This is a genomic window from Arthrobacter sp. LT660, assembly GCF_056172845.1.
The window spans coordinates 2,074,791-2,099,740 of sequence record NZ_CM149651.1; the positions used below are offsets into that span (position 1 = coordinate 2,074,791).

The 24,950-nt window shown below is 70.1% G+C and carries 24 protein-coding genes and 1 pseudogene; 12 read left to right on the top strand and 13 right to left on the bottom strand.

The features are described from left to right. Positions 1-67 precede the first annotated feature (67 nt). Positions 68-1,642: an MFS transporter gene (locus tag AC0QSG_RS09560; protein ID WP_475375213.1), complete on the top strand. Its 1,575-nt coding sequence runs from the start codon at positions 68-70 to the stop codon at positions 1,640-1,642. Positions 1,643-1,822: 180 nt separating this feature from the next. Continuing rightward, complete coding sequence (locus AC0QSG_RS09565; RefSeq protein ID WP_475375214.1) at positions 1,823-2,401, top strand: DUF2087 domain-containing protein; 579 nt, start codon at positions 1,823-1,825, stop codon at positions 2,399-2,401. Here the strand turns inward: AC0QSG_RS09565 and AC0QSG_RS09570 are convergent. The 3 genes from AC0QSG_RS09570 to nirB are packed head-to-tail and all read right to left on the bottom strand — an operon-like array spanning position 2,373 to position 7,224. Further along, positions 2,373-3,494 carry a uroporphyrinogen-III synthase gene (locus AC0QSG_RS09570; RefSeq protein ID WP_475375215.1) on the bottom strand — a complete coding sequence of 374 codons (1,122 nt, stop codon included), beginning with the start codon at positions 3,492-3,494 and terminating at the stop codon, positions 2,373-2,375. The genes AC0QSG_RS09565 and AC0QSG_RS09570 overlap by 29 nt on opposite strands. Beyond that, positions 3,491-4,519 (bottom strand): uroporphyrinogen-III C-methyltransferase, encoded by a 1,029-nt coding sequence (cobA, locus tag AC0QSG_RS09575; protein WP_475375216.1) that lies wholly within the window; start codon positions 4,517-4,519, stop codon positions 3,491-3,493. The genes AC0QSG_RS09570 and cobA overlap by 4 nt, the downstream gene beginning before the upstream one ends. Next, on the bottom strand, positions 4,516-7,224 hold the full coding sequence (nirB, locus tag AC0QSG_RS09580) for a nitrite reductase large subunit NirB (protein ID WP_475375217.1): 2,709 nt from the start codon (positions 7,222-7,224) through the stop codon (positions 4,516-4,518). Before nirB ends, cobA begins: the two co-directional genes overlap by 4 nt. A 306-nt stretch (positions 7,225-7,530) precedes the next feature. Here nirB and nirD point away from each other — a divergent pair, with 306 nt between their 5' ends. From nirD to AC0QSG_RS09615, 7 genes are all read left to right on the top strand, one after another. Further along, the gene (gene nirD, locus AC0QSG_RS09585) at positions 7,531-7,917 is read left to right on the top strand and encodes a nitrite reductase small subunit NirD (RefSeq protein WP_435728334.1); all 387 of its coding nucleotides are present in this window, start codon (positions 7,531-7,533) and stop codon (positions 7,915-7,917) included. An 8-nt stretch (positions 7,918-7,925) separates the two neighbouring features. Beyond that, the gene (locus AC0QSG_RS09590; protein WP_475375218.1) at positions 7,926-8,711 is read left to right on the top strand and encodes a sirohydrochlorin chelatase; all 786 of its coding nucleotides are present in this window, start codon (positions 7,926-7,928) and stop codon (positions 8,709-8,711) included. Between the two features lie 222 nt (positions 8,712-8,933). Then, a complete protein-coding gene (locus AC0QSG_RS09595) occupies positions 8,934-9,137 on the top strand; it encodes a cold-shock protein (RefSeq protein ID WP_343901574.1) in 204 nt (67 codons plus the stop codon). Positions 9,138-9,288: 151 nt separating this feature from the next. Continuing rightward, a complete protein-coding gene (locus AC0QSG_RS09600; RefSeq protein ID WP_475375219.1) occupies positions 9,289-10,137 on the top strand; it encodes a methylenetetrahydrofolate reductase in 849 nt (282 codons plus the stop codon). Positions 10,138-10,165: 28 nt separating this feature from the next. Further along, on the top strand, positions 10,166-11,158 hold the full coding sequence (locus tag AC0QSG_RS09605; RefSeq protein WP_475375220.1) for an LLM class flavin-dependent oxidoreductase: 993 nt from the start codon (positions 10,166-10,168) through the stop codon (positions 11,156-11,158). A gap of 90 nt (positions 11,159-11,248) precedes the next feature. After that, a complete protein-coding gene (locus tag AC0QSG_RS09610) occupies positions 11,249-11,512 on the top strand; it encodes a hypothetical protein (RefSeq protein ID WP_475375221.1) in 264 nt (87 codons plus the stop codon). 63 nt (positions 11,513-11,575) lie between these two features. After that, the gene (locus tag AC0QSG_RS09615) at positions 11,576-12,511 is read left to right on the top strand and encodes a LysR family transcriptional regulator (RefSeq protein WP_435728344.1); all 936 of its coding nucleotides are present in this window, start codon (positions 11,576-11,578) and stop codon (positions 12,509-12,511) included. A gap of 2 nt (positions 12,512-12,513) precedes the next feature. Here AC0QSG_RS09615 and AC0QSG_RS09620 read toward each other — a convergent pair whose 3' ends face one another. The 5 genes from AC0QSG_RS09620 to AC0QSG_RS09640 all read right to left on the bottom strand — a co-directional run bounded on the left by AC0QSG_RS09620 (position 12,514) and on the right by AC0QSG_RS09640 (position 17,327). Next, entirely contained in the window at positions 12,514-13,710 is a 1,197-nt protein-coding gene (locus tag AC0QSG_RS09620; RefSeq protein ID WP_475375222.1) for an SH3 domain-containing protein, read from the bottom strand. A 154-nt stretch (positions 13,711-13,864) separates the two neighbouring features. Continuing rightward, positions 13,865-14,689 carry an IclR family transcriptional regulator domain-containing protein gene (locus tag AC0QSG_RS09625; protein ID WP_475375223.1) on the bottom strand — a complete coding sequence of 275 codons (825 nt, stop codon included), beginning with the start codon at positions 14,687-14,689 and terminating at the stop codon, positions 13,865-13,867. A gap of 51 nt (positions 14,690-14,740) precedes the next feature. Next, entirely contained in the window at positions 14,741-15,406 is a 666-nt protein-coding gene (locus tag AC0QSG_RS09630) for a CoA-transferase (RefSeq protein WP_475375224.1), read from the bottom strand. After that, on the bottom strand, positions 15,406-16,077 hold the full coding sequence (locus AC0QSG_RS09635; RefSeq protein ID WP_435728348.1) for a 3-oxoacid CoA-transferase subunit A: 672 nt from the start codon (positions 16,075-16,077) through the stop codon (positions 15,406-15,408). Before AC0QSG_RS09635 ends, AC0QSG_RS09630 begins: the two co-directional genes overlap by 1 nt. A gap of 38 nt (positions 16,078-16,115) precedes the next feature. Next, positions 16,116-17,327, bottom strand: coding sequence for a thiolase family protein (locus AC0QSG_RS09640; RefSeq protein WP_475377300.1), 1,212 nt, complete (start codon positions 17,325-17,327; stop codon positions 16,116-16,118). 212 nt (positions 17,328-17,539) lie between these two features. Here AC0QSG_RS09640 and AC0QSG_RS09645 point away from each other — a divergent pair, with 212 nt between their 5' ends. The 3 genes and pseudogenes from AC0QSG_RS09645 to AC0QSG_RS09655 form a co-directional block, all read left to right on the top strand. Beyond that, positions 17,540-18,595, top strand: coding sequence for an enoyl-CoA hydratase/isomerase family protein (locus AC0QSG_RS09645; RefSeq protein WP_475375225.1), 1,056 nt, complete (start codon positions 17,540-17,542; stop codon positions 18,593-18,595). A 9-nt stretch (positions 18,596-18,604) separates the two neighbouring features. Further along, on the top strand, positions 18,605-19,354 hold the full coding sequence (locus AC0QSG_RS09650; protein WP_435728350.1) for an IclR family transcriptional regulator: 750 nt from the start codon (positions 18,605-18,607) through the stop codon (positions 19,352-19,354). Between the two features lie 236 nt (positions 19,355-19,590). Beyond that, positions 19,591-19,788, top strand: a pseudogene (locus AC0QSG_RS09655) (ABC transporter ATP-binding protein); the annotation flags it as partial. Positions 19,789-19,836: 48 nt separating this feature from the next. Here the strand turns inward: AC0QSG_RS09655 and AC0QSG_RS09660 are convergent. The 5 genes from AC0QSG_RS09660 to menE form a co-directional block, all read right to left on the bottom strand. Beyond that, complete coding sequence (locus AC0QSG_RS09660) at positions 19,837-20,667, bottom strand: ABC transporter ATP-binding protein (protein ID WP_435728415.1); 831 nt, start codon at positions 20,665-20,667, stop codon at positions 19,837-19,839. Positions 20,668-20,743: 76 nt separating this feature from the next. Then, entirely contained in the window at positions 20,744-21,517 is a 774-nt protein-coding gene (locus tag AC0QSG_RS09665; RefSeq protein WP_475375226.1) for an ABC transporter permease, read from the bottom strand. Then, positions 21,514-22,347: an ABC transporter permease gene (locus tag AC0QSG_RS09670; protein WP_435728352.1), complete on the bottom strand. Its 834-nt coding sequence runs from the start codon at positions 22,345-22,347 to the stop codon at positions 21,514-21,516. Before AC0QSG_RS09670 ends, AC0QSG_RS09665 begins: the two co-directional genes overlap by 4 nt. After that, on the bottom strand, positions 22,344-23,318 hold the full coding sequence (locus AC0QSG_RS09675; protein ID WP_475375227.1) for an ABC transporter substrate-binding protein: 975 nt from the start codon (positions 23,316-23,318) through the stop codon (positions 22,344-22,346). The genes AC0QSG_RS09670 and AC0QSG_RS09675 overlap by 4 nt, the downstream gene beginning before the upstream one ends. Further along, positions 23,315-24,937: an o-succinylbenzoate--CoA ligase gene (menE, locus tag AC0QSG_RS09680; protein ID WP_475375228.1), complete on the bottom strand. Its 1,623-nt coding sequence runs from the start codon at positions 24,935-24,937 to the stop codon at positions 23,315-23,317. Before menE ends, AC0QSG_RS09675 begins: the two co-directional genes overlap by 4 nt. Positions 24,938-24,950: the final 13 nt, after the last annotated feature.

The window sequence follows — 24,950 nt, forward strand, 5'->3', positions numbered from 1 at the left end:
CCGTCTAGACGGTATAGTTATAGAGGGGCACCCGCCCCGACTCCGCCACTTCGCACAGGACGCCTCGATGACCATCCGCCAGCCACCGCTCCGGCACGACGCTCCCCGGCACCCCCAACCGGGCCGGGTCCGCCGCTGGGCCGCGCTTGCCGTGCTGATGTTTCCCGTCCTTCTCGTCTCGGTCGACAACACGGTGCTCAGCTTCGCCGTACCCGCCCTCACGGCCGCGCTGAGCCCCACCGGCCCGCAGCTGCTCTGGATCATCGACGTCTACCCGCTGGTGCTCGCCGGCCTGCTGGTGCCCATGGGCGCGCTCGGCGACCGCTTCGGCCGCCGTCGGCTGCTGCTGATCGGCGGCACCGGCTTCGCCGCCGTTTCGGCCTTGGCCGCCTACGCGCCGGGCGCCGAAGAGTTGATCGCCGCCCGTGCCCTGCTCGGCTTCTTCGGAGCCATGCTGATGCCGGCCACGCTCTCGCTGATCCGCAACATCTTCGTCGACGCCCACGAACGGCGCATCGCGATCGCCGTTTGGGCTGCCGGCTTCTCCGGCGGCGCCGCCCTGGGACCGCTGCTCGGCGGATCCCTACTCGAACACTTCTGGTGGGGATCGGTATTCCTGCTGGCCGTGCCGATGCTGCTTCCGCTGCTGGTCGCCGGCCCGCTGCTGGTGCCCGAATCCCGCGACCCGCGGCCGGCCCCCGTGGATCCGGCGGGCATCCTGCTGGCCGTCGGAACCCTGGCCCCGATCGTCTTCGGCATCAAGGAGGCGACCACGGCCCATTCCGCACTGGTCCCGGTGCTGGCCATCACCGTCGGCGTGTCCTCCGGCACGCTGTTCGTCCGGCGCCAACTCGCCCGGCCCAACCCGATGCTGGACGTGCGGCTGTTCCGCAACCCCGTTTTCACCGGCGCACTCTCGGTGAACCTGCTGAGTGTGTTCGCGCTCGTCGGGTTCATCTACTTCCTCTCGCAGCACCTCCAACTGATCGCCGGCCACTCCCCCATCGAGGCCGGACTGCTGATGCTGCCCGGACTGGCGCTGACCGTCGCGTTCGGCTTCCTCGCCGTGCCGCTGGTGCGCCGTTTCCGCACGTCTTGCGTCGTCGTCGCCGGGTTGGGGCTGAACGCCACCGCCTACGCGATCGTTTTCGCGTTCGGTCAGTCCGGTTCCGTGCCGGCCCTGATGCTGGCCTTCAGCGTGCTCGGTGCGGGCGTCGGGATGGCTGAGACGATCTCCAACGACCTGGTCCTTTCGGCGGTTCCCCCCGCCAGGGCAGGGGCCGCCTCCGCGATTTCCGAAACCGCCTACGAGGTCGGCTCGGTCATGGGAACCGCGGTGCTCGGTTCGATCCTGAACGCGGTGTACACCGCCCGACTCGTGCTGCCCGGGGACCTCGCCGCCGCCCAGGCCGAGGCGGCCCGCCAGACGCTCGGCGGCGCCCACCGCGTGGCGGACGGGCTCGGTCCCACCCAGCCCGCCGTGGCCGAGCAGCTGCGCGACGCCGCCGCGCTGGCCTTCGACACCGGCGTCGTGTTCACCGCTGCGATCGCCGTGGTGCTGACGCTGCTGGCAGCGGTGATCGTTCACCGCTCATTGCGCGGGCAGCGACTCGCCGGGGACGAACTCGACGCCGGTCTTTGACGGGTCCGGAAAACCGTGTCATGGTGATGGCGGCGCGACCCGGCGCCGAGCCGTCGCGGTGTCCCCAGCACCCGCGTGACGGCAAAGGGGAGAGCATCCTCGGGTCGGACCCGCCCCTTGTTGTTCCATGTCGGGCCGTCGTAGCGCGCTGGGGGCGGATGCGCGGCCCCGAGGTGGAAAATGACAAGAGACCGCGACTTCAAGAATCTGGTCCGACGGCGCATGGCCGAGACCGGCGAGACCTACGCCGCCGCCCGGGCCAACCTCCGCCCCGACCGCGGTGCGGCGCCGGCCGACGACCCGGTGAAACTGCCCGGCGACGCCGTCGACCATGCGCTTCTGGCCGCCCGAACCGAGCAGGACCGACTGGTCCGCCCCTACTTCGACGGCCCTCTCCTGCGCTCGATCCCCGCGCGCCGCAAAGCACGCGCCGCCGTCCTGTTGGACCTGCTCGCGGGTTTCCGACCCGGCCGAACCTACTCCGAAACCGAGGTCAACACGGTGCTGGGGCGCGCGCACAACGACGTCGCCTTCCTCCGCCGCGAACTCGTGAACTACCGATATCTCGCGCGCGACGGACGCGGCAGCTATTGGGTGTGCCGGCAGGTGCCCGAACGCGACTCCCAGGAAGCCCAGGAGACGAGCGGCTGGGAGAAGCTGTGGCTGCCCCGGTTCCTCGCCGGCCAGACAGCGGCACCGGCCGCGGAAACGGCAACAACGCCGGCACCGGCTACACGTTCAACCGGTACCCCCGCTTGATCACGGTGGCGACGAGCTTGCCCTCGGGCAGCGCCTGCCGCAGGCGGCTGACCGCCATGTCCAGCGCGTGGTCGCCCTGCCCCTCGGGCAGGATCCCGACCAGCTCGCTGCGCGGCAGGACGGCGCCCTGCGCGTCGGCCAGCGCCCGGAACAACGCCAGCTGGGACGCGCTGAGTTCGCTCCGGACGCCGCCGAGCTCCACCGCGTTGCCGCGCACGCTGCACTGGCCCAGCGCGGTATCGATGCGGTGGGTCCCGCGCCCGGACAGGTGCTCGACGATCTGCCGGATCATCGCGCCCATCCGGTAGCGTTCGGGCACCAACGGCTCGATGCCCGCATCCAGCAGCGGCTGCGCCGTCACCGGGCCCACGGCGGCCGCGGTCAGCGTGGACTGGAACGCCTCCACCAACGGCCAGTAGCGGTCGCGTGCCTGGGCCGCGCTCCACAGCGCGTCGACGGCCGGCGCGGACGTGAACGTCATGACGTCGAGCCCGCCGCTGCACGCGGCGTCGATCAACCGTTCGACCTTCTCCTCGCTGTCCTCCGGGGCGACCCAGCGGTACGGCGACACCGTCAGCACCGTGGCGCCGGCCGCACGGAGACGCTCCAGCCCCTCGAGGTCGGCGTAGCCGTGGAGCTGGACCGCGACGGTCTTGCCGGAGACACCGGCGTCGATGACGTTCCGCACCAGCGTGGCGGTGCGTTCGTCCTCGCTGATCCCCTCGTCGTTGAAACCCGCCGCGCGCACCGCGCCGCGGGCCTTGGGCCCACGCACGTGGATCCTGGCCGTCTCCAGGACGTCCGCCAGCTCCTCCCCCATCCCATGGGCGTCCGCCGCCTCGATCCAGCGCCGCATCCCGTAGGCGGTGGTGACCAGCAGGAACTCCGGCTCCGCCGCGATGATCGCCTGGGTCTCGGCGACCAGCTCGGCATCCTCCGCCACGGGCTCGATCCGGAGCACGGGCGCGTGCAGCACGCAGGCTCCGCGGCGCACCAGAGCGTCGATCAGGTCCTCGGAGCGCCGATCGGACGTGACCCCGATCCGGAAGCCCTCCAGGCTTTGCTCACCGGGCACCCCCGGAACCACGCTCATCGCCGCGCCCCGACGGGAAACCCGGCAACCTCGGCAGCCTCCGCCGCGCCGCCGACGGCGACGACATTGCCGATCACCACGACGGCCGGGGACGAGCAGCCCGCAAGTGCCGCGGCGACGACCAGCCTGTCCAGGCGGGCCACCGTGCTGCGCTGCGTGTCGCTGAACCCGCGCTCGACGACGGCGGCAGGCGTCGCCGGGTCCAGCCCGTGCCGCAGCAGCCCGCCGACGGTCTGCGGCAAGGTGCCCACGCCCATGAGGATGACGATGGTGCTGCGCAGCCCCGCGAGGTGCTCCAGCTCCGACTCGCCGAACGGTTCGTGCCCCGAGGCGACCGTGAACATGCGGCTCACGCCGCGATGTGTCACGGGGATGCCGGACGCGCCCGGCACGGACACCGCGCTGGTGATGCCGGGAACCACGGTGACGGGGATCCCCGCCGCGACGCACGCCGCGACCTCCTCGCCTCCGCGCCCGAAGACGAACGGGTCCCCGCCCTTGAGCCGGACCACGGCCTTGCCGGTGAGCGCCGCCTCCACGATCATCGACTCGATCCGCGCCTGCGGCACCTTGTGGTGCCCCGGGAGCTTCCCGACGTCGACCAACTCGGCGCCGGGCGCCAGCGAGGCGACCGTGCCGTATGGTCCCAACCGGTCGTAGAACACGACGTCGGCGCGGCCGAGCGCCTCGGCGCCGCGCACGGTGACCAGGTCCGCGGCTCCCGGTCCCCCGCCGACCAGGGCCACGGTGCCGGTGGTGGCCGCCGCGGGTTCGCGGACCAGCATCAGGCGACGTTCGCGGCACAGCGCCGGCAGGACGTCCCAGCCGGGCCGGCCGTCGTCGACCGCTACCAGCAGGCTGGCGCGCCCCAGGGTCGGCGACAGCGAGGCGAGGTCGGACGGGGCGACGGCGCTGCGCACGTCCGCGCCCATGGCCCGGTAGCGTGCGGTCGCGCGGCGGGCCGCCTCCAGGCGTCCGCAGACGACGACGGTGTGGCCGGTCAGTTCCAGCGTGCCGGCGATCACGGGGTCGCCCCGACGCCGGCGCCCTGCGGGCCCACCGGGATGGTGTCCCCGAGCGGCACGGGGCCGGCCGGCCGGCGCTGCCCGCGCTCTTCGACGTAGTCCAGCGAGTCGTCCTTCTGGTCCGGCGCGTTCACGAAGGAGCGGAAGCGGCGGAGCCGGTCGGGGTCCGCCAGGGTGGCCGCCCACTCGTCCTCGTAGGCGTCGACGTGGCGGGCCATGGCCGCCTCGAGGTCCGCGCCCAGGCCGAGCGAGTCCTCGACGACGACGGAGCGGACGTGGTCGATCCCGCCGTCGAGGTCCTCCATCCAGCGTGCGGTGCGCTGCAGCCGGTCCGCCGTGCGGATGTAGTACATCAGGTAGCGGTCGACGTACTTCAGCAACGTGTCGTCGTCGAGGTCCTTGGCAAGCAGCTGGGCGTGGGCCGGGTTGGCCCCGCCGTTGCCCCCGACGTAGAGGTTCCAGCCGTCGGCCGTGGCGATCACGCCCACGTCCTTGCCACGGGCCTCGGCGCACTCTCGGGCACAGCCGGAGACGCCCATCTTGAACTTGTGCGGCGCACGCAGGCCGCGGTAGCGCAGCTCCATGGCGATGCCCATGGCGACCGAGTCCTGCACGCCGAAACGGCACCACGTGGATCCGACGCACGTCTTCACGTTGCGCAGCGACTTGCCGTAGGCCTGGCCGGATTCGAAGCCGGCCTCGACGAGCTCCTTCCAGATCTCCGGCAGCTGCTCCAGACGGGCGCCGAACATGTCGATCCTGAGCGCGCCGGTGAGCTTCGTGTAGAGGTTGTACTTTCCGGCGACGCGGGCGATCACGCCCAGCTTCTCCGGGGTGATCTCGCCGCCGGGGATGCGCGGAACCACGGAGTACGTGCCGTTCTTCTGCATGTTGGCCAGCGCGCGGTCGTTGGTGTCCTGCAGTCCGCCGAGCCCGCCGTCGAGCGGGTAGCCGGAGTGCTGCGACGCGAGGATGGAGGCGATTGCGGGCTTGCAGATGTCGCAGCCCAGCCCGGTGCCGAAGCGCTCCATGACGGCGTCGAAGGACGCGAGGCCGGCCAGCTGGACGGCTTCGAAGAGCTCCGCGCGGGACAGTTCGACGTGTTCGCACATGGACTTGGAGACCTCGACGCCGCCCTTGACGAGCTCCTTTTCCAGAAGCTTCTTGAGCATCGGCACGCAGGACCCGCACTGGGTACCGGCGCGGGTGCAGGCCTTCAGCCCGCCGAGGTCCTGAACGGGGTCGTTTTCCTCGCAGGTCCCGCAGCCTCCCACGGCGTCGCGGATGGAGCCGGCGGAGACGTTGTTGCAGGAGCAGAGGATGGCGTCGTCGGGCAGTTCGGTGTCCGGGGCGTCCCCGCCTCCGGCGGCGGAGAGGTAGGCGCCGGGTTCGGCGGGGAGTTCCCGGCCCAGGAGCGGCCGCAGCGATGTGTACGGGGCGGCGTCGCCGACGAAGATGCCGCCGAGAAGGGTTTTCGCGTCGTCGGTGACGACGATCTTCTGGTAGACGCCGCGCGCCGGGTCGGCGTAGACGACCTCCAGCGCGCCGTCCGCCTTGGCGAACGCGTCGCCGAAGCTGGCCACGTCGACGCCGGAGAGCTTCAGCTTGGTGGCGGTGTCGAATCCGCCGAAGGAGGCGTCGCCGCCGGAGAGCCGGTCCGCGACGATCTCCGCCATCGTGTTGGCGGGGGCGACCAGGCCGATGCACAGGCCCCCGAAGTTCGCGACCTCGCCGACGGCCCAGACGTGCTCGACGTCGGTGGCGCAGGTTTCGTCGATGACGATGCCGCCGCGGGCACCCACGCGGAACACGGGGACGAAGTCCTCGTCGCCGAGTTCGTCCGCCGGCTTCCCGGCCGCCGCGGCGGCCTCTTCCTTGGCGCGGGCGTTGAGCGTGCGGGCGATCTCGTCGCGGGGCCGGACGCCGATCGAGACGACCACCATGTCGGCGTCGATGATGCGTCCGTCGGCCATTTCGACGCCGACAACGCGGGTTTCGCCGTCGTGTTCCTCGGTGAGCACCGCCTTCGGGAAGACGCCGCCGTGGACCTCCAGGCCCTTGCCGGCGACGAGCCTGCCCATGGCCTGACCGGCGCCCTCGTCCAGCTGCGTGCCCATGAGCCAGTTGCCGCCGTCGATGACGATGGGTTTCGCGCCGAGGGACTGCAACCCGGCGGCCGCCTCCAGCCCCAGCAGTCCGCCGCCGATCGTCACGGCGTTGATCGCGCGCCCGAGCTTTTCGGTGAGTTCGGCGACCTGCCCGTTGATGGACCAGACGTCCTCCAGCGTGCGGTAGACGTGGGTGTGCTCGTTGCCCGGGATCGGGAGCGTCGCCGCGTTGGAGCCGGTGGCGAGGACCAGCTCGTCGTAGGCGTGGCGCCCACCGTCGGCCGTGACGACCTCCCGCGCCGCGAGGTCCAGGTCGACGGCGCGGGCACCGGTGACGAGCGTGACGGCGTCGTTGTCCCACAGGCTCCCGCCCAGGGTGAGGTCGACGCCCGGTTCGGTGAGGGCCTTGCTGAGTGCGACGCGGTCGTACGGGAGGTGGGTTTCCTCGGTCAGGACGGTGACCCTGGTTCCGTCGAGGCCGCGCGCCGCGATGGCCTCGGTGAAGCGGTGCGCCGCGGGGCCGCCGCCGATCACCACGATCCGGCGCTCGCCGTCCGTGCTGCCGAAGGTGCTCGTCTTGCCGGATGCTGTGCTCATGGTGTCCTCGCTCGTGGTGGTCCGTCTGGGGACAAGCCTAGGAAGCGGCGTTTGCCCCCCAATTACCCCCGCGTTTCATTCGCAATACATTGTTTTCCGGGATCCGCGGGTTTCCGGTGAACCGCCGGAAACAAGGCCGAAACAAGGGCGCCAAGCCGCCGCCGGAAGCCCTCACGGGCAGATTCGCCGGTGCGTGAGAGTGGATTTACCGGGGCGAAACGCCGGCCGGACGAACGCGTAACACCGCCTTCCTAGGCTCGGTGCAACGCCCAACGAAGAGGCAACGACCAACAAAGGAGACACGCCATGACCATCCTGATCGAGGAACACGCACCCGCCACGGCCGCAGGCACCCAGGACTGGCACGACGTCTGCTGGTTCGACGACCTGGAGACGGGCTGGGGCGAGGCCGCCTGGATCGACGGCAGGCAGGTGGCCCTGTTCCGGTTCGCCGACGGGTCGGTCCACGCCGCCGACCAGCGCTGCCCGGCGACCGGGTCCCAGGTGATGGCCCGCGGCATCATGGGCGGCCGTTCCACCGACGCGGGCCTGGTGCACACCATCGCCAGTCCGCTGCACAAGGAGACCTATCGCCTCGACACGGGCGAATGCCTCACCTCGCCGGGGCTCTCGCTTCCGGTGCACAGGGTCCGCGTGGAGGACGGCCGGCTCTGGGTCGGGTTCGGACTGTGACGGCCGCGATGCTGGAGAAGAACATGCTCGGGGAGGCCGCCGCCCCACTCGCCCCGGCGTTCAATTCCGCGTGGGGCGGCTGGGAGCCGCCCGTCCGGGCGACCACCCTCGTTGCGGCGTCGCACGGAACCAACAGCCCGGCGGGCCGTGCCGCGATCACCGAGCTGGTCGACGCCGTGGCCGCCGCACGTCCCGACGTTCCCGTCGCGGCGGCGTACGTCGACGTGCAGACTCCCGGCGTCGATGTGGTGCTGGACGCCTGCGGGGGCAGCCCACGGATCGTGCCCCTGCTGCTGTCCACGGGGTTCCACACGCGCCACGACCTCGCCGGGTCCGCGGCGTCCGCGCCCGGGACGACGCTCTCCCGCGCGCTGGGCCCGGATCCGCGACTCGCGACCGTGGTGCAACGCCGGCTCGTGGAAGCCGGGCTGCGCCGCGGCGACCAGGTGATCCTGGCGTGCGCCGGGTCCACGGATCCGCAGGGCATCGCGGACTGCCACACGATGGGACGCCTGCTGTCGGACCGGTTGGGAACGGGGGTGGAGACCGCGTTCGTCTCGGCGGCCGGACCCTCCGTCCCCGAAGCCGTCGAGCGGGCCTCGAGCCGGTCCCGCCGGCGCTGGTTCGCCCGCGGGCGCGTCGTCGTCGCCACGTACCTCATGGCGCCGGGGCACTTCGCCGCGATGGTGGCGGGCTGCGGGGCCGACGTCGTCTCCGCGCCCCTGCTGGTTCCCGGGACGGAAGTTCCGGCGGAACTCGTGGAGCTGGTTCTCGAACGATTCGACCGGCTGTAGGGCGATGCGGCGGGGTCCGTCCGCCGCGAATTGGTTCTGTGCGGGTCCTCCGGTATCGTTGGGCATGTAGTCGTAGTTTTCTCGTAGTAGTTTCAGTGCCAAGTCCCCGTTCGCGGGGCGTGTCTCTTTTTGACTCGCGGTAAATCTCGTAGCTGCATGGGGCCACCAAGTCCGGTGGTCGCAACCCCTACGTCCCCTGCGGACAGTCTGAAAGGACACATCATGGCAATTGGTACCGTTAAGTGGTTCAACGCTGAAAAGGGCTTCGGCTTCATCGCTCCGGACGACAACTCGGACGACGTGTTCGCGCACTACTCCGCGATCCAGTCCAACGGATTCCGCTCCCTCGAAGAGGGCCAGCGCGTTGAGTTCGAGGTGACCCAGGGCCAGAAGGGCCTGCAGGCCACCGACATCCGCGCTGTCTAAGTAGCGGATCAGCCCGAATCATCGGGCTCTTTCAACACCGCGAAGGCGGCACCCGCTGAGGGTGCCGCCTTCGTTCTTTAATGCGGCAAACGCAACCCGGCGCAGCACAGAGTCCGCGCAACGACGACGTGGCCGGAAATGGAGGATCCCCATGACGACGCCGAGCCAGCCCCGAGACCTCCTCGACGGCTTCTCCCTGGAGATGACCGGCAAGGACATCGCCGGACTGGAGGCGGCGCGGGACGCGATACCGCCGGGCACGCGCGTCAACGTGACGTTTCTGGGCCACGAGGACATGGGCGCGCGCATCGCCGCCGCCCTGGCCGTTCGGCGGGCCGGCTTCGTCCCGGTTCCTCACGTCGCCGCCCGTTTGTTGTCCTCCCCCGCCGGGCTGGACGGTTTCCTCGGCTCGCTCGCGACCGAAGCCGGCTCCACGGAGGCGTTCGTGGTCGCCGGGGATCCCGCCGAACCGGCCGGACCGTACGCGGATGCGTTGTCCATCATCCGCAGCGGCGCCCTGCACCGCCACGGGTTCGGTCGAGTGTCCGTCGGCGGCTATCCGGAGGGCCACCCGCAGATCGACACGGACACGCTGTGGCAATCGCTCGAGGACAAAACGGAGGCCCTCCGCGGGCAGGGCCTGGACGCAGCGATCATCACGCAGTTCGGGTTCGATCCGGAGCCGGTGCTGGTCTGGCTCGCCGAGGTACGGAACCGCGGCATCGACCTTCCCGTGCGTATCGGCGTCCCGGGGCCGGCCGGCGTTCGGCGCCTGCTCGCCTTCGCCCGGCGCTTCGGCGTCGCCTCGTCCGCCGGCGTGGCGCAGAAGTACGGTTTCTCGCTGGCCAACCTCTTGGGAACCGCGGGACCGGACCGGTTCATCCGCGACTTCGCGGCCGGCTACGTGGCGGATACGCACGGTGAGGTGGCGTTCCACTTCTACACCTTCGGCGGCATCGGCGCGACGGTCGACTGGATCGCCGGCTTCCGCGGGGAATGAACGCGTCGCCGAACGGGTTGCCGCCCTTGTGAGCATTCCACTTTCGGTCCTCGACCTCGCGCCCATCGCCCCCGGCGGCAGCGCCGCCCAGACCTTCGTCGAGTCGGTGAAACTCGCGCAGGCCGCGGAGGCATGCGGCTACACGCGCGTCTGGTACGCCGAACACCACAACATGCCGACCATCGCCTCCAGCGCCACGTCGGTCCTGATCGGCCACGTCGCGCACCACACCTCGACGATCCGTCTGGGTGCGGGCGGGATCATGCTGCCCAACCACTCTCCGTTGGTCATCGCCGAGCAGTTCGGGACTTTGGAGACGCTGTTTCCCGGCCGGATCGATCTCGGCCTGGGCCGCGCCCCGGGCAGCGACCAGGCGACCTTCCGCGCGCTGCGGCGCGATCCGGCGTCGGCCGATGCCTTCCCCCACGATGTCCTGGAGCTGCAGTCGTTCCTCGGCGCGGCCTCGCGCATTCCGGGCGTGAACGCCTACCCCGGACGCGGAACGCAGGTGCCGCTGTACATCCTCGGCTCGAGCCTGTTCGGCGCGCGCCTCGCCGCGCAGCTGGGCCTGCCGTACTCGTTCGCCTCGCACTTCGCGCCGGATTCCCTCGAACAGGCCGTCGCGCTCTACCGCGCCGAGTTCCGGCCGTCGGAGCAGCTGGCCGAACCCCATGTGGTGGCCGGTGTCGGCGTCGTGGCCGCGGAAACCAACGAGGAGGCGCAGCGGATCATGGAGGACGTCCGGCGCAGCCGCATCCGGATGATGCTGGGGCGCGGTCGCGAGCAGCCGTTCACCGACGACGAGGTGGACATGCTGCTCACCTCGCCCGCCGGGGAATCGGTGCTGCGGATGCTCGCCTACACGGCGGTCGGAACGCCGGACGCCGTGCGCGAGTACCTCGAGGGATTCGCCGACCACGCGCGGGCCGACGAGCTGATCACGGTCCACAACGCGCCGTTGCCGGAAGACCGGCTGGTCTCCCTGAGGCTCACCGCCGGGGCGATGGGCCTGGTGCCCTAGGGGGCTGTCGCCGCCGCCGGCATCGTCCTACGCTGTGACTGAACGGAACACCGCTGGGCGACCAGTCCGGCCGGCCACCAGGAGGAACCCATGAGCGACGCATTCGACGACACCGTCTTCGACGAGCAGGCGGACGACGACCTGAACGGACCGGAGGACGGACGCGACGGCCAGCCCTACGAGGGATCCTCCGATGCGCCCGAATCCATGGACGGGGTCGACCCCCTGCACAAGCACAACTACCTGCTCGACGACGACCTCGAAACCGCGGCGGACCTCGACGACGAGGACGCCGAGGAGGAATGGGACGACGAGGAGCCGCGCGGGGAACGGGCGGACGCGGACGCCGAGTAGTCCGGGGGCACTAGGATGAATTAGCGTAAGCGCCCCTCACAGCGTCCAGCGCAAGGAGTCCTGATGGTCAACCCGGTGCACCTGCGCACCCTCCTCGAGGTCATACAGCAGGGTTCCTTCGCCTCCGCGGCCGCGCGGCTGGGATACACGGCCTCCGCGGTGTCCCAGCAGATGTCGGCACTCGAGCGCGACGCGGGCGTCTCGCTGTTCCGTCGTTCCGCGCGCGCGATCGAACCGACGGACGCCGCCACGACGATGGCCCGGCACGCGAAAAAGGTCCTCACGGACATCGACGCCCTCCTCGCCGCAAGCCACACCGCCGGGGCCGGCCAGGACGGGGCGGGCGTCCGCGAACTGCGCCTCGGCATCTTCCCCTCCCTGGCCACATTCGCCCTGCCCAAGCTCCTCGGGTCACCCGACTGGCAGTCCCTGGGCATCAGCCTCCGCGTCAGCGTCGGCGAACCGCACCAGACGATCCAAGGTCTCCATGCGGGCGGGGAGCTGGACTTGGCGCTGGTGTTCCAAGTGGGACAGGCGGGTCTTGCGTGGCCCAACACCATCGACCGCCAATGGATCGGGGACGACAACTTCCGGGTGGTCCTCCCCCGCTCGTGGCGGATCGCGGACGGGTCCGAGGTCACCGCCGAACAGCTGGCGCACATGCCGTGGATCATGCACCACCCCGGGACGTCGGACGCGACCGTCATCTCCCGGCTGTTCGCCTCCTGCGACCTGCATCCGCGGGTGGTGGCCTACTGCGACGACTTCAACGCCTCGCTGCAGCTCGCCGCCGCCGGCCTCGGCGCGGCCCTGGTGCCTGACCTCGCCATGCAGGACCGGCCCGACGGCGTCGTGGTGGTCGACGTGCCCGAGATCCGGCTCGCGCGCAGCATCTTCGCACTCCAGCTCAATGACCGGCGCAGCGCGCAGGTCGACGTGTTCATGGACCGCCTCGCCGCTGAGCTGCGGCGGATCAGCATCGGTCCCCGCCTGCGCTAGGGCTACCGCGCGACAAACGTGTCCACGTGGATGTGGTCGTAGTGCAGCGTGGTCGCGTTCCAGCCCCTCGGGCTCAGGTGCCGGCCCCACCCACCCATGGAATACGGGCCCCACTGCCGGTCCTGGCTCAACCAGATCCTGTCGCGCCAGATGATGTAGTCGATGGCCAGCGCCTTCTGGTTCCGGATCATGTAGTCCACGATCCTGTTGCCGTTGTCGATGCCGGATGCCGCGCTCCAGTTCGTGATCATGAGGTCCGCGCCCAGCCCGAGCCGGTGTCCCACCGACCCCTCCCGCACGGTCCCGACGGACGAGTATGCGGTCGGGAAGTTGCGCTTCACGGCGCCCAGCATGCGGCTGGTCACCGGCTGGAGGTGCGGCGGCGCCTTGGTGGCGAGGTTCGTCAGCAGCGTGCCCTTGACCCAGCCGGTCCCCCTCGAGGACTTGACCCTGGACCAGCCGTTCCGGGACTCGATCAGCGGCATCATCTCCCCGGCCGGGAGTACCCCCAGGCTGCGGTGGCCCGTGGACGGACCAGTCCTGATGTTGGACCGGTACATCGTCCACCGGTGGGACGACGACGGATAGATGGTGGCTCCGGTGTAGCGGGTGACGGACTTCGACAGCCCTCCCGTGCGGACCCAACCCGTGCCGCTGGGCGCGCGGACCTCGCTCCAGGTGCCCGAAGTCCGCAACACGGTGACCTTGGTTCCCCGGGAGTGTGCCATGAGGCGCTTCGACGAGTACGCGGGCCGCGTATATAGGGCCTGTGAGCCGGAGAACCAGCGGGTGGACGAGGCGCTCGGGGCCGGCGCGGGCGCTGAAGACGACGACACGACGGCCCGCAGGTAGGCGGAGCTGGACCAGCCCGTCTTGCCCCCGTACATGACCTCCCACCATGTCCCCGCGGTCCGGCCCGTCCGGGCGACGACGGTTCCCAGCGGTATCAGCGCCAGCGACGCGTACTGCGTTCCGGCACGCTGCCGCAGGTGCAGGTTGGCCGTGGTCCGCGCCGACTTCGTGGCGACCGCGGCCGGCAGGGGCTGCGCGGCGGCGAGGACGGGCTGCGCAAGCACGATGGCGGCGGCGGGCGCCTGGCGGTGCTGGGTCCCGGCGGCCGGGAGCGCGGAACCGGAGACGACGACGCCCAGTGCGAGCCCGACGGCCAAGCCGCGGAGCCCAAGGTGTTTCCAAGCCATTATTCAGATCCCCCGATGCGAAAGAGACTCCGGCTGGCATGGGCCGGACCCGCTACCTGCGCGGGCCGGGAGCCGCCGCCGAACTCAAGGTACGCAGACTCTATACCCGCGTCCGGGCGTCCGGCGGGTTTCGTCGCCTACGTTTGCGTAACGCCTACCGCTGCGCGCGCAGCGCCTCCTCGACCCGGTCCGCGGCCGCCCGGAGCGCGGGCAGCAGTTCCATGGCCGCCTCCAGCGGAGAGGCCGCGCCCGCGGCGCCGGACAGGACACCCATGGAGACGTTCAGCGCCGCCGCGACCGTCCCGTCCGGAGCGAAGACCGGCACCGCGAGGGACCGAAGCCCCAACTCGAGTTCCTGGTCGACGAGGCACCAGCCCCGTTCGCGGACCGCGGCCAGCTCCGCGCGCAGGAGCACCGGATCCGTCACCGTGTTGGGCGTCAGCGCGTCCAGGGGTCCCGTCGCCAGGGCCCGCTCCAGCGCGCCGGGTTCCAGATACGCCAGAAGGACGCGCCCCATCGACGTCGCGTAGGCGGGAAACCGGGTGCCGACGGCGATGCCGACGCGCATGATCCGGCGCGTGTGCACCCGGGCGATGTAGACGACGTCGGTTCCGTCCAGCACGGAGGCCGACGCCGACTGGTTGAGCTCGGCGGAGAGCTCCTCCAGCACGGGCTCGATCAGCTGCGGCAGCGAATGGCTGGAGAGGTAGGCGTAGCCCAACTGCAGGACCTGCGCCGTGAGCTCGAAGCGCTTGCCGTCCGTGCGCACGTAGCCCAGGTCCGCAAGGGTCAGCAGGAACCGGCGCGCGGTCGCGCGCGAGAGTCCCGTCAGCTTGGCGACCTCGGTCAGGGTCATGGAGTGGTGCTCGGCGTCGAAGGCCCTGATGACGTCCAGCCCCCGCGCGAGGGACTGGACGAACTTGCCGGCGGCGGCGCCGTCGGCCGGGACGCCTGGCGAGCCGTCGCCGTCGTACTCCATGAGGTCCCTTCCCGTGGTGCGCGGCCGGTGGGCCGCGCACTACATCCTAGGTCAGCGCGACGAGGCCTTCTTCACGGGGACCGGCAGCCGCTCGGCCAGCTCCTCGAACGTGGTGCCGTGGACCGAGCGGACCGTGACGCCGTCTTCGCCGATGAGGAAGACCGCGGACTCGGTGTAGATGCGCGAGACGCATCCGAGGCCGGTCGCCGGGTACGTGAGCGCCTCGACGATCTTGGACTCGCCGCCCTTGGTGAACAGGCTCATCATGACCCACGTGGCCTTGGCGCCGATGGCCAGGTCCATGGCTCCGCCGACGGCCGGGATGGCGTCCGGCGCGCCCGTGTGCCAGTTGGCCAGGTCGCCCTTCCGGGACACCTGGAACGCGCCCAGGACGCAGACGTCCAGGTGGCCGCCGCGCATCATCGCGAACGAGTCGGCGTGGTGGAAGTAGGATGCCCCGGGCAGCTCGGTGACCGGGATCTTGCCGGCGTTGATGAGGTCCCCGTCGACGTCGTCGCCCGTGGCGACCGGGCCCATGCCCAGCATGCCGTTCTCGGTGTGCAGGGTGACGCCCTGTTCCGCGGTGAGGAAGTTGGAGACGTTGGTCGGTTGGCCGATGCCGAGGTTCACGAAGGCGCCCCCGGGGATGTCGGCGGCGACGATCCGCGCCAGTTCGTCGCGGGTCAGTGCGGCCTCGGTGGAGGTGAATTCGCTCATTACTTCTCTCCTGGGATGGCTACGACGGTGTCCACGTAAATGCCGGGCGTGACGACGTTCTCGGGGTCGATCGCGCCGGTTTCGACGACCTCGTCCACCTGGACAATGGCCTGCTTCGCGGCGGCGGCCATGATCGGACCGAAATTGCGGGCGGTCTTGCGGTAGGTCAGGTTGCCCAGGCCGTCGGAGCGCAGCGCCTTGATCAGCGCGACGTCCCCGCGGATCGGCGACTCCAGGACGTAGCCCTTGCCGTCGATGACGCGGGTTTCCTTGCCCTCGGCCAGCATGGTCCCGTAGCCGGTCGGCGTGAAGAAGCCGCCGATTCCGGCCCCCGCGGCGCGGATGCGCTCGGCGAGGTTGCCCTGCGGGACCAGTTCCAGCTCGATCTCCCCGGCGCGGTAGGCCGTGTCGAAGTGCCAGGAATCGGACTGCCGCGGGAACGAGCAGATGATCTTCCCGACGCGGCGTTCCTTGATCAACAGGGCCAGCCCGGCGTCGGCCTGTCCGGCGTTGTTGTTGACGACGGTCAGGCCGCTCGCGCCGCAGTCCAGCAGCGCGTCGATGAGTTCCATCGGCTGGCCGGCGTTGCCGAACCCGCCGATCAGTACGGTTGCCCCGTCGTGGATGCCGGCAACGGCGTCCGCGGCGGAAGTGGCGATGCGTGGTGCCATGGGTGGCTCCTGCTTCCTGGTGTGTGGTTCGGGTGGGATCAGCGGTTGGATGCGGTGTTTTCGAGGACGACGGCGAGGCCCTGTCCGACGCCGATGCACAGGCTGGCGACGCCGTAGCGGGCGCCGGACTGCTGCAGGCGGCGGGCCAGCGTCCCGAGCACGCGCAGGCCGGAGGCGCCGAGCGGGTGGCCGATGGCGATCGCGCCTCCCCAGGTGTTGACGATGGCCTCGTCGATGTCCCACTGCCTGATGCAGGCGAGGGACTGGGCGGCGAACGCCTCGTTGAGTTCGACCGCGGCGACGTCGCCCCAGCCGATTCCGGCGCGCTTGAGCGCGAGGTTCGCAGCCTCGACGGGAGCCTCCCCGAAGTACTGCGGCTCGTTCGCGGCGGCCCCGCGGCCGGCGATGCGGGCGAGGGGCTCCAGACCGAGCAGGCCGGACGCCTTCTCGGAACCCAGCCACGCGGCGGAGGCTCCGTCGCTCATGGGGGACGCGTTGCCGGCGGTGACGGTGGCGTGCTCGCCGGTGCGGAAGACCGTGCGCAGGCCGCCGAGGGTCTCGGCGGTGGAGTCGGCGCGGACCGTCTCGTCGCGGGCGAGCTCGATGCCGCGCTTGGAGTTCGGCGGCACCGGGACCACGAGGTCCGCGTACTTGCCTTCGTCCCAGGCCTTGGCGGCCAACTGGTGGGAGTTGGCGGCGAACCCGTCCTGCTCCTCGCGGGAGATGCCGTGCTTCTCCCGCAACTGCTCCGTGGCCTCACCGAGGGAGACCGTCCATTCGGCGGGCATCTGCGGGTTCACGAGGCGCCAGCCGAGCGTCGTGTTGGCCAGTTCGAGGTTACTCATGGGGAAGGGGCGCTCGGTCTTGGGCAGGACCCACGGCGCGCGGCTCATGGACTCGACGCCGCCGATGAGCATCAGGTCGGCCTCGCCGACCTCGATCTGCCGGGAGGCCATCATGGCGGCGTCCAGCGAGGAACCGCAGAGGCGGTTGACCGTGGTCCCCGGGAGCGACGTTGGGAGTCCGGCGAGCAGCGTGGCCATGCGGGCCACGTTGCGGTTCTCCTCGCCGGCGCCGTTCGCGTTGCCGAACACCACCTCGTCGATCGTTCCGGCGTCGAGGCCGGGCGCGCGCTTCACGATTTCGCGGACCACGTGGGCCGCGAGGTCGTCCGGGCGGTGGCCGGCGAGCGATCCGCCGATCTTCCCGAAGGGCGTGCGTACGGCGTCGTACACATAGGCCTGCTGCATGAACTTCTCCTGCTCCGTGGCGTAAAAGTGCACTATATGAACTTCTGTGCGTCCAATGAACTTTACCAGCGCGGTCCGGAGGCGGCAAGGGCCCTTCCGGCATCCGTGTCGGGATACATGCGGGAATGGGCGCGGCTTTCCTACATGTATCCCGACACGGATGGGGGCTGGCGGGCAGGGTGTTCGGGTAGCGTCGAAAGCAGCATCCGTAGATGGAGGAACAAGTGGCAGAACACGTCATCGCGGCGGCCGGCGACGGACTCGGCGTCATCACGCTGAACCGGCCGGAGAAGATCAACGCGCTCACCCGCGAGATGGTCGCCGACATCGACGCGGCCCTCGAGGCGTGGCGGGCGGATCCGGCGATCGGGATCGTGGTCCTCCGCGGGGCCGGCGAGCGCGGATTCTGCGCAGGCGGCGACATCAAGGGCTTCTACGAATCGATCCGGTCCAACCGCCACCAGGACTTCCTCGACTTCCTGTCCGAGGAGTTCGAGGTGGACCGCAAGATCGCCACCTACCCCAAGCCGGTGGTCGCCCTGATGGACGGCCTGTGCATGGGCGGCGGGGTGGGCCTCGCCGGCCACGCCGCGGTCCGGATCGTGACGCCGCGCTCGAGGATCGGCATGCCGGAAACCCGCATCGGCTACTCCCCCGACGTCGGCGGCACCCACCTCCTCGGCCGGGCGCCCGGCCGCCTCGGGGAGCACTTCGGACTGACCGCCGCCGAGATGGGCGCCGGCGACGCCATCCTGGCCGGCTTCGCCGACTTCTGCGTCGCCGTGGACACGCTCGACGACGTCGTGGCCACCCTCCCGGACCTCGCGGGGCTCTCCGCGGCGGACGTCGGGGCCGCGCTCGAGGTGCTCCACGCCTCGCCGGCGCCCGCCGCCACCTTGGCCATCGCAGCGGACCGGCCGTGGATCGACGCGGCGTATGCGGCCGAGACGGTGGACGCGATCCTGGACCGCCTCGACGAGCTCCCCCATGCCGGCGCCGCCCGGGCCGCCGCCTCCATCAGGGCAAACTCCCCGCTCGCCACGGAGGCCGCGCTTCAGGCGATCCGCGCCGCCCGCGCCGATGACCACCTGGAAGAGGCCATGCGGCGCGAGCACCGGGTCGCCGCCTACCTGATGGCCCACCCGGACCTGCCGGAGGGCATCCGTGCGCAGGTCATCGACAAGGACCGCAATCCCGCCTGGTCGCCGGAGACCGCGGCCGGGGTCGACACCGCTGCGGTCGCCGCCATCATGCCGCACCCGGCGTAGGCCCCGGCCGTGGCCAACTCCCCGTCCGGAGACGCGATGCTGGACCGGCTGGTCCGCATCCTCGACGCGTTCGGCCCGGACCTGCGGTCGCTGACCGTCGGCGCACTGGCCCGCCGGGCGAACGTTCCCCGCGCCACCGCCTATCGGCTGGTCGAGGACCTGGTCGCGCACGGGCTCCTGGCCCGCGGCGCGAACGGCGAGATCCGGCTCGGCGTGAGGTTGTGGGAAATCGCCAACCGCTCCTCGGCCACCCGCGACCTGCGGCAGGTGGCCCTGCCGTTCATGGAGGACGTCAACCAACTGGTCCGCCAGAACACGCAGCTGGCCGTGCTCCACGAGGACGAGGTGCTCATCGTCGAACGCCTGTCCCGGCCGGATTCCGTGGTCAACCAGGCACACGTCGCCGGGCGCATGCCGGTCCACCTCACGTCGATGGGGATGGCGTTGCTGGCCTTCTCGTCGGGGCCAGTGTTGGAGGGGTACCTCGAACGGCATGCAGCGGCGGTCGCCGAGCGGCACGCGGACATCCGTCGCGAGCTCGCGCACATCAGGCTCCGGGGTTACGCGACCTTCGACGGCTTCATCGACGAGGAAACAACCGGCGCGGCCGTCCCGATCCTGGACGCGAGGGGACGGGCGGCGGCGGCGTTGGCCATCGTGGTTCCACGTGGTTCGGACCAGCTCCCGGCGGCGGTCATGGCCTTGCGGACGGCGGCCCGGGGCATTGCGCGCGGACTCGACGCGGGTGCCGAAAAGTAAAGACGGGATGTGCGCTGGTCACACTTTGCGGCGAAATGCCCCACGCTGTGGGGGTCTGGCGGCAACATGCTGTTCGACGGCGAGGACATCACCTCGGCGCCGGAGAAACGAATGATCGAATTGCGCGGGTCCCCCGATTGGCATGGCTCCGAAGGATCCGACCTCCAAGCTGAATCCGATGTCGCTGATCGGGTTCCAAGTGCGCGAGACCCTGCGCGCCAACGGGCTGCCGCCCGGTCACGTACCTGTTCATCACCCACGACCTCGCCGTGGTGCGGCAGATAGCGGACCACGTGTGCGTGATGGAGAAGGGCAAGCTGGCGGAGGTCGGGACCACGGACGACGTCTTCGACAATCCACAAACGTCCTACACGCGGGCGCTTCTGGACGCCATCCCGGGCGCAGGGCTGATGCTGCCCCCTGCGGTCGCCTAAGGCCGTTGCCGGCCCCGGGAGCCGCGGCTCCCGGGGCCGGCCGCGTCCCTACTTCGCGTCCCGGACGACCGAGGTGATGGCCTGCTCCGGGCGGTGCCCCTTCTTCGCGAGCTGAATCTGCTCGTAGACGTGGTGGCGCAGCTCGGTGAAGCGCGCCGCGGAGCGGGTCTCGAGCTGGTCGCGCTCCGCCGGCAGGTCGATTTCGATGTCCTCCTGCACCACGGTCGGCGAGGAGGACAGGATGATGACCCGTTCACCGAGGTACACGGACTCGTCGATGTCGTGGGTGACGAACAGGACGGTCATGCCCAGGTCCTTCCACAAACGGCGGACCAGGTCCTCCAGGTCCGCGCGGGTCTGCGCGTCCACGGCCGCGAACGGCTCGTCCATGAGCAGGACCTCGGGCTGGTAGGCGACGGCGCGGGCGATCGCCACGCGCTGCTGCATCCCGCCGGAGAGCTGCCACGGGTAGGACTTGGGGACGTGGTCCAACCCCACGGCCTCCAGCGCCTCGGCGACCCGGCGGGCACGCTCGGCCTTGGGGACCCCGGCGTTCTTCAGCGGCAGTTCGACGTTGGCGGCCACCCGCAGCCAGGGGAAGAGCGAGCGCCCGTACTCCTGGAACACCACCGCCATCTTCTTCGGCGGACCGGTGACCTTCTGCCCGTCCAGCAGCACCTCCCCCTCGGTGGCGCCGAGCAGGCCGGCGATGCACTTGAGCAGCGTGGTCTTGCCGGACCCGGACGGTCCGACCAGACAGGCCAGCTCTCCGCGTCCCAGATCGAACGTCAGGTTCCGGACGGCCTCGATGTCGCCGCCGTCGGTCTTGTAGACCTTCTTCAGGTTCCGGACCGAGAGCAACGCCGTCCCGGCGGGCATGGTGCGTCCCGACGGCGCAGGCGTCGCCGACGCTCCCGAGGGCTGGGCGATGTGGTCCGGCTGCGGTTTCTGGGTCTCAGGCTGCATTTTCTACCTCTTTCAGTCCGTGGTACCAGCGCAGGACGCGCCGTTCGGCCCACTGGAAGATGAACGACATGACGACGCCGATCAGTCCGAGCACGATGATGCCGGACCACATTTCGGGGATCGCGAAGGAACGTTGGAACTGCACGATGGTGAATCCGAGCCCCGAGGAGGAGGCGAACATCTCCGAGATCACCATCAGGATCAACCCGATGGACAGGCACTGCCGGATGCCGGCCATGATGGTCGGCATCGCCGAGGGCAGCACCTGGTAGCGGATGCGGGAGAATCCGCTGATGCCGTAGGAGCGGGTCGTCTCGTTCTGCACCGGATCGATCGAGCGCACTCCCTCGATCGTGTTCAGCAGCACCGGCCACACCGCCCCGGAGACGATGACCGCGACCTTCATCGAGTCGTTGACCCCGATCAGCAGCATCAGCACCGGAATCAACACCGGCGGCGGCAACGCGCGGAAGAACTCGAAGACCGGTTCCGTGATCGCGCGCAGCGTCCGGTTCAACCCGACCAGCAACCCCACGACCACACCCAGGACGATGGCGAGCAGGACGCCGACCACGAGCCGGCCCAGGCTGGGCACCACGTCCGAGACGATCCTGCCCTGGAGCCACGTCGGACCGAAGGTTTCCACGAGCTGCGGCGGGGTGGGAACGAAGAAGTTCGGCTCCCCCGAGGTCCCGGCCCACCAAAGCGCGAGCAGCAGAACCGGAAGGGCGAGGACATAACCGATGGACTTGAGCGTTTTCATGCGATGACCTCCCCGCGGACGGACGGGTGCCAGCCCAGCACCCGCTTCTCGACCACGCGCATGCCCGAGTTGATCAGCACCCCGAGCAGGCCCGTGGCGAGGATCAGCGCGTACATCCCCGAGATCGCTCCGCCGGACTGGGCCAGGGCGATCTCATGTCCCAGCCCGGGGGAACCGATGATCAGTTCGGCGGTGATCGCCAGGATCAGCGCGACGGCCGCCCCGAGCCGGACACCGGTCATCAGGTACGGCAGCACGGTCGGAAAGACGACGTCCTTGATCCGCTGCCAGCGGGTGAAGCCGTAGGACTGCGCGGTCTGCATGGCGACGTTGTCGACGTCCGCGACCCCGTAGAGGACCTGGATGAGGACCTGCCAGAAGCACGCGTAGACGATCAGCATCAGCGATGACTCGATCTTCACCCCGTACAGCAGCACGGCCAACGGAATCAGGGCAACCGACGGGATCGGCCGCAGGAACTCGATGGAGGAGTTGGTGAAGCGCCGCAGGAACGGCGACATCCCGATCACCAGTCCCAGCACCAGGGCCAGGGCGACCGCCATCGCCAGGCCGAGGGACCAGGCCAACAGGGTCTCGCCCACGGCCACCCAGAAGGCGGTGAGCCCGAAGTCGAGCACCAGCGCCACGATCACCTCCGACGCCGGCGGCAGGTACCTCGCCTCCACGACGCCGAGCGCCGGCAGGAGTTCCCACACCCCCAGGAAGACCACCACACCCGCCAGGCCGAGCAGCCATTTCGGCAGGGCCTTGGCCGGTCCCGCCTTCTTCCCGGCGCTCTGCCGCGCCGGCGCTTCCAGGGCGTGGGTCATGGCAGCAGCGCGTCGAGGTCGGGCGCCTCTTCCAGCGTCCCGTACTTCACGGCGGCGTCGCCGAGCTTCTGCGCCGCCTCGCGGCTCATCTCGACCTGGTAGCGGGGCAGCACGATCTCGGCACGGGTCGCCTCGTCGATCTTCGTGTAGGTGCCGACGATGTCGCGGACCTTGTCCGGGTTCTCCTGCGCGAACTCCAGTGACTTGTTCATGGCGCGCTGGAACTTCTCGGTCAGTTCCGGATCCTCGTCGAAGGTCGTCTGGCTGGTGAAGTAGGCGGCGATGTCCAGGTTCGGATCGAAGTCGGTGAAGTTCGCGCTGATGACCTTGGCCCCGTCGCCGACCGCCTGGCTCAGGAACGGGTCGAGGATCCAGGCCGCGTCCACGACGCCGTTCTCCAGCGCCGCCGGAGCGTCCGGGAAGCCGACCTCGACGAATTCGACGCCGTCCGGGTCCCCGCCGTCCTCCTCGACCACGGTCTTGATGGTCGTGTCTCCGATGTTGGAGAGGTTGTTCACCGATACCTTCTTGCCTGCCAAGTCCTTCGGCGAGGCGATGTCGGAATCGGCACCCACCACGACGGCGCCGAAGTCCTCCTGCGTTCCGGTGGTGGTGGCGCCGTTGGCGACGATCTTCATGTTCAGGCCCTTGTCGTTGGCGACCATGAGCGAGATGAGGTTCGAAAACGCGAAGTCGTAGCTGCCGGACTGGACGCCCGGGACGATGGCGGCACCGCCGGTCGCCGTCTGGATGTCCAGTTTCAGGCCCTCCTCGGCGAAGATCCCCTCGGCCTCCCCCAGCCAGATCGGGGCGGTGTCGACGATGGGGATGACACCCACCGTGACCGTCGTCAGATCGCCGGCTCCCGTGGACTCGCCGCCGCCGTCGGAACCGCTCGGGGATCCTCCCCCGCATGCGGCCAGCGCCAATACCGTAGCGGCCAATGCCGCGGACTTCGTGAGCTTTTTCATGGTTGACTTCCTTGTCGTGCATGGTGAACGGGTGTTGGCTGATGGGTCAAAGGTAGTGCGGTCCGGTGTGATTCAGAACACCGGACCGGTCTCGTTTCGAACATACGCTGGCCGTTGAATTGCCGCCTGACTTCGATCTTGCGAATTTTCCCGGATGCCGTGCGCGGCAGTTCATCGACGAACCGCACGGATTTGGGGATCTTGTATCTCGCCAGCCGCCCCTCCAGATGCGCGCGGATTTCCTGCTCCGACGGTTCCCGCCCCTCGGCGGGAACCACTACCGCCAGCGGAACCTCGCCCCAGGTGTCGTCCGGCGCCCCGACCACGGCGACCGCCGCGACCGAATCAAGTTCCATGACCAACTGCTCCACCTCGGCCGGGTAGATGTTTTCGCCGCCCGAAATGATCATGTCCTTGAGCCGGTCGGAAATGTAGAGGAAGCCTTCGTCGTCGACGTAGCCCATGTCGCCGGACTTGAACCATCCGCCTTCCGCAAAGGCCTCAGCGGTCGCCTCGGACCGGTTCCAGTAGCCGGGGACGACGTTGGGTCCCGAGACCAGGATCTCCCCCACGGCGCCTGCCGGCACGTCCGTACCCAGCGGATCCACGATCCGAATGTCGGTGAAGAAGTGCGGCAGTCCGGCCGATCCCGCCTTTCCGCGCGAACGTTCCGGCTGCAGGGACGTGGCGCCAGGAGCGGTCTCCGTCATTCCGTAGCCGCCCGAGAAGGACAGGCCCCGCTCCTCGTAGGCGTCAAGGACCCGCGCCGGAACGGCCGACCCGCCGCAGGTGAGCTTCGCCAGCGACGTCAGGTCCGCGCCGGCCCACGCCGGATGCTCGGCGAGCATCTGGAACGTGGTCGGGACTCCGGACAGCGATGTGACGCCGTGCCTCTCGATCGCCGCCAGCGCCGCTCCGGGATCGAAGCGGTCCTGCAGCACGAGCGTCCCGCCCTTGAGCAGCGTGGGCAGCGCCCCCATGCCGAGCGACGCCACGTGGAACATCGGCGCGATCATGAGCGCCACCTCGCGGCCGGTCACGTCGTAGTCGACCAGGACGTTGATGGCGTTCCACGTCAGGTTCCCGTGGGTCAGCACGGCCCCCTTGGGCTTGCCGGTGGTCCCCGAGGTGTAGAGGATGATCGCCGGGTCCTCCAGGGCCACCGGGACATCCGGGTGCGCGTCGGCGCCGAGGGCCACCAACTCCTCGAACGGGCTCGATGGGCCGCCCACGCTCCAGCGGCGCGACACCGGGGCGCCCCCGACGCTGGCGGCGGCCAAGTCGTCGAACTCGGCGGCGTGGATGAGCATGCCGCTGCCGGAGTCCTCCAGTGCGTAGGTCAGCTCGCGTGGAGCCAGCCGCGTGTTCAACGGCACGAAAACGGCGCCGAGGAGGCCGCAGGCGAACAGCGTTTCGAGGAAGGCCGGGTGGTTGTTGCCCAGGTAGGCGACCCGGCTCCCGCGTTCCGCCCCGGCGTCGGCCAGCGCGTTGGCCAACCGGTCGATTCGGCCGGCCATCTCGGCGTAGCCGAGCGACCCGTCGGCCGATACGACCGCGATCCCCTGTGCGGACTTGACGCGGCGCTTGTGAATCCACGCGCCGATTCCGTTGTTGAGCACTCCGCGCCTCCGT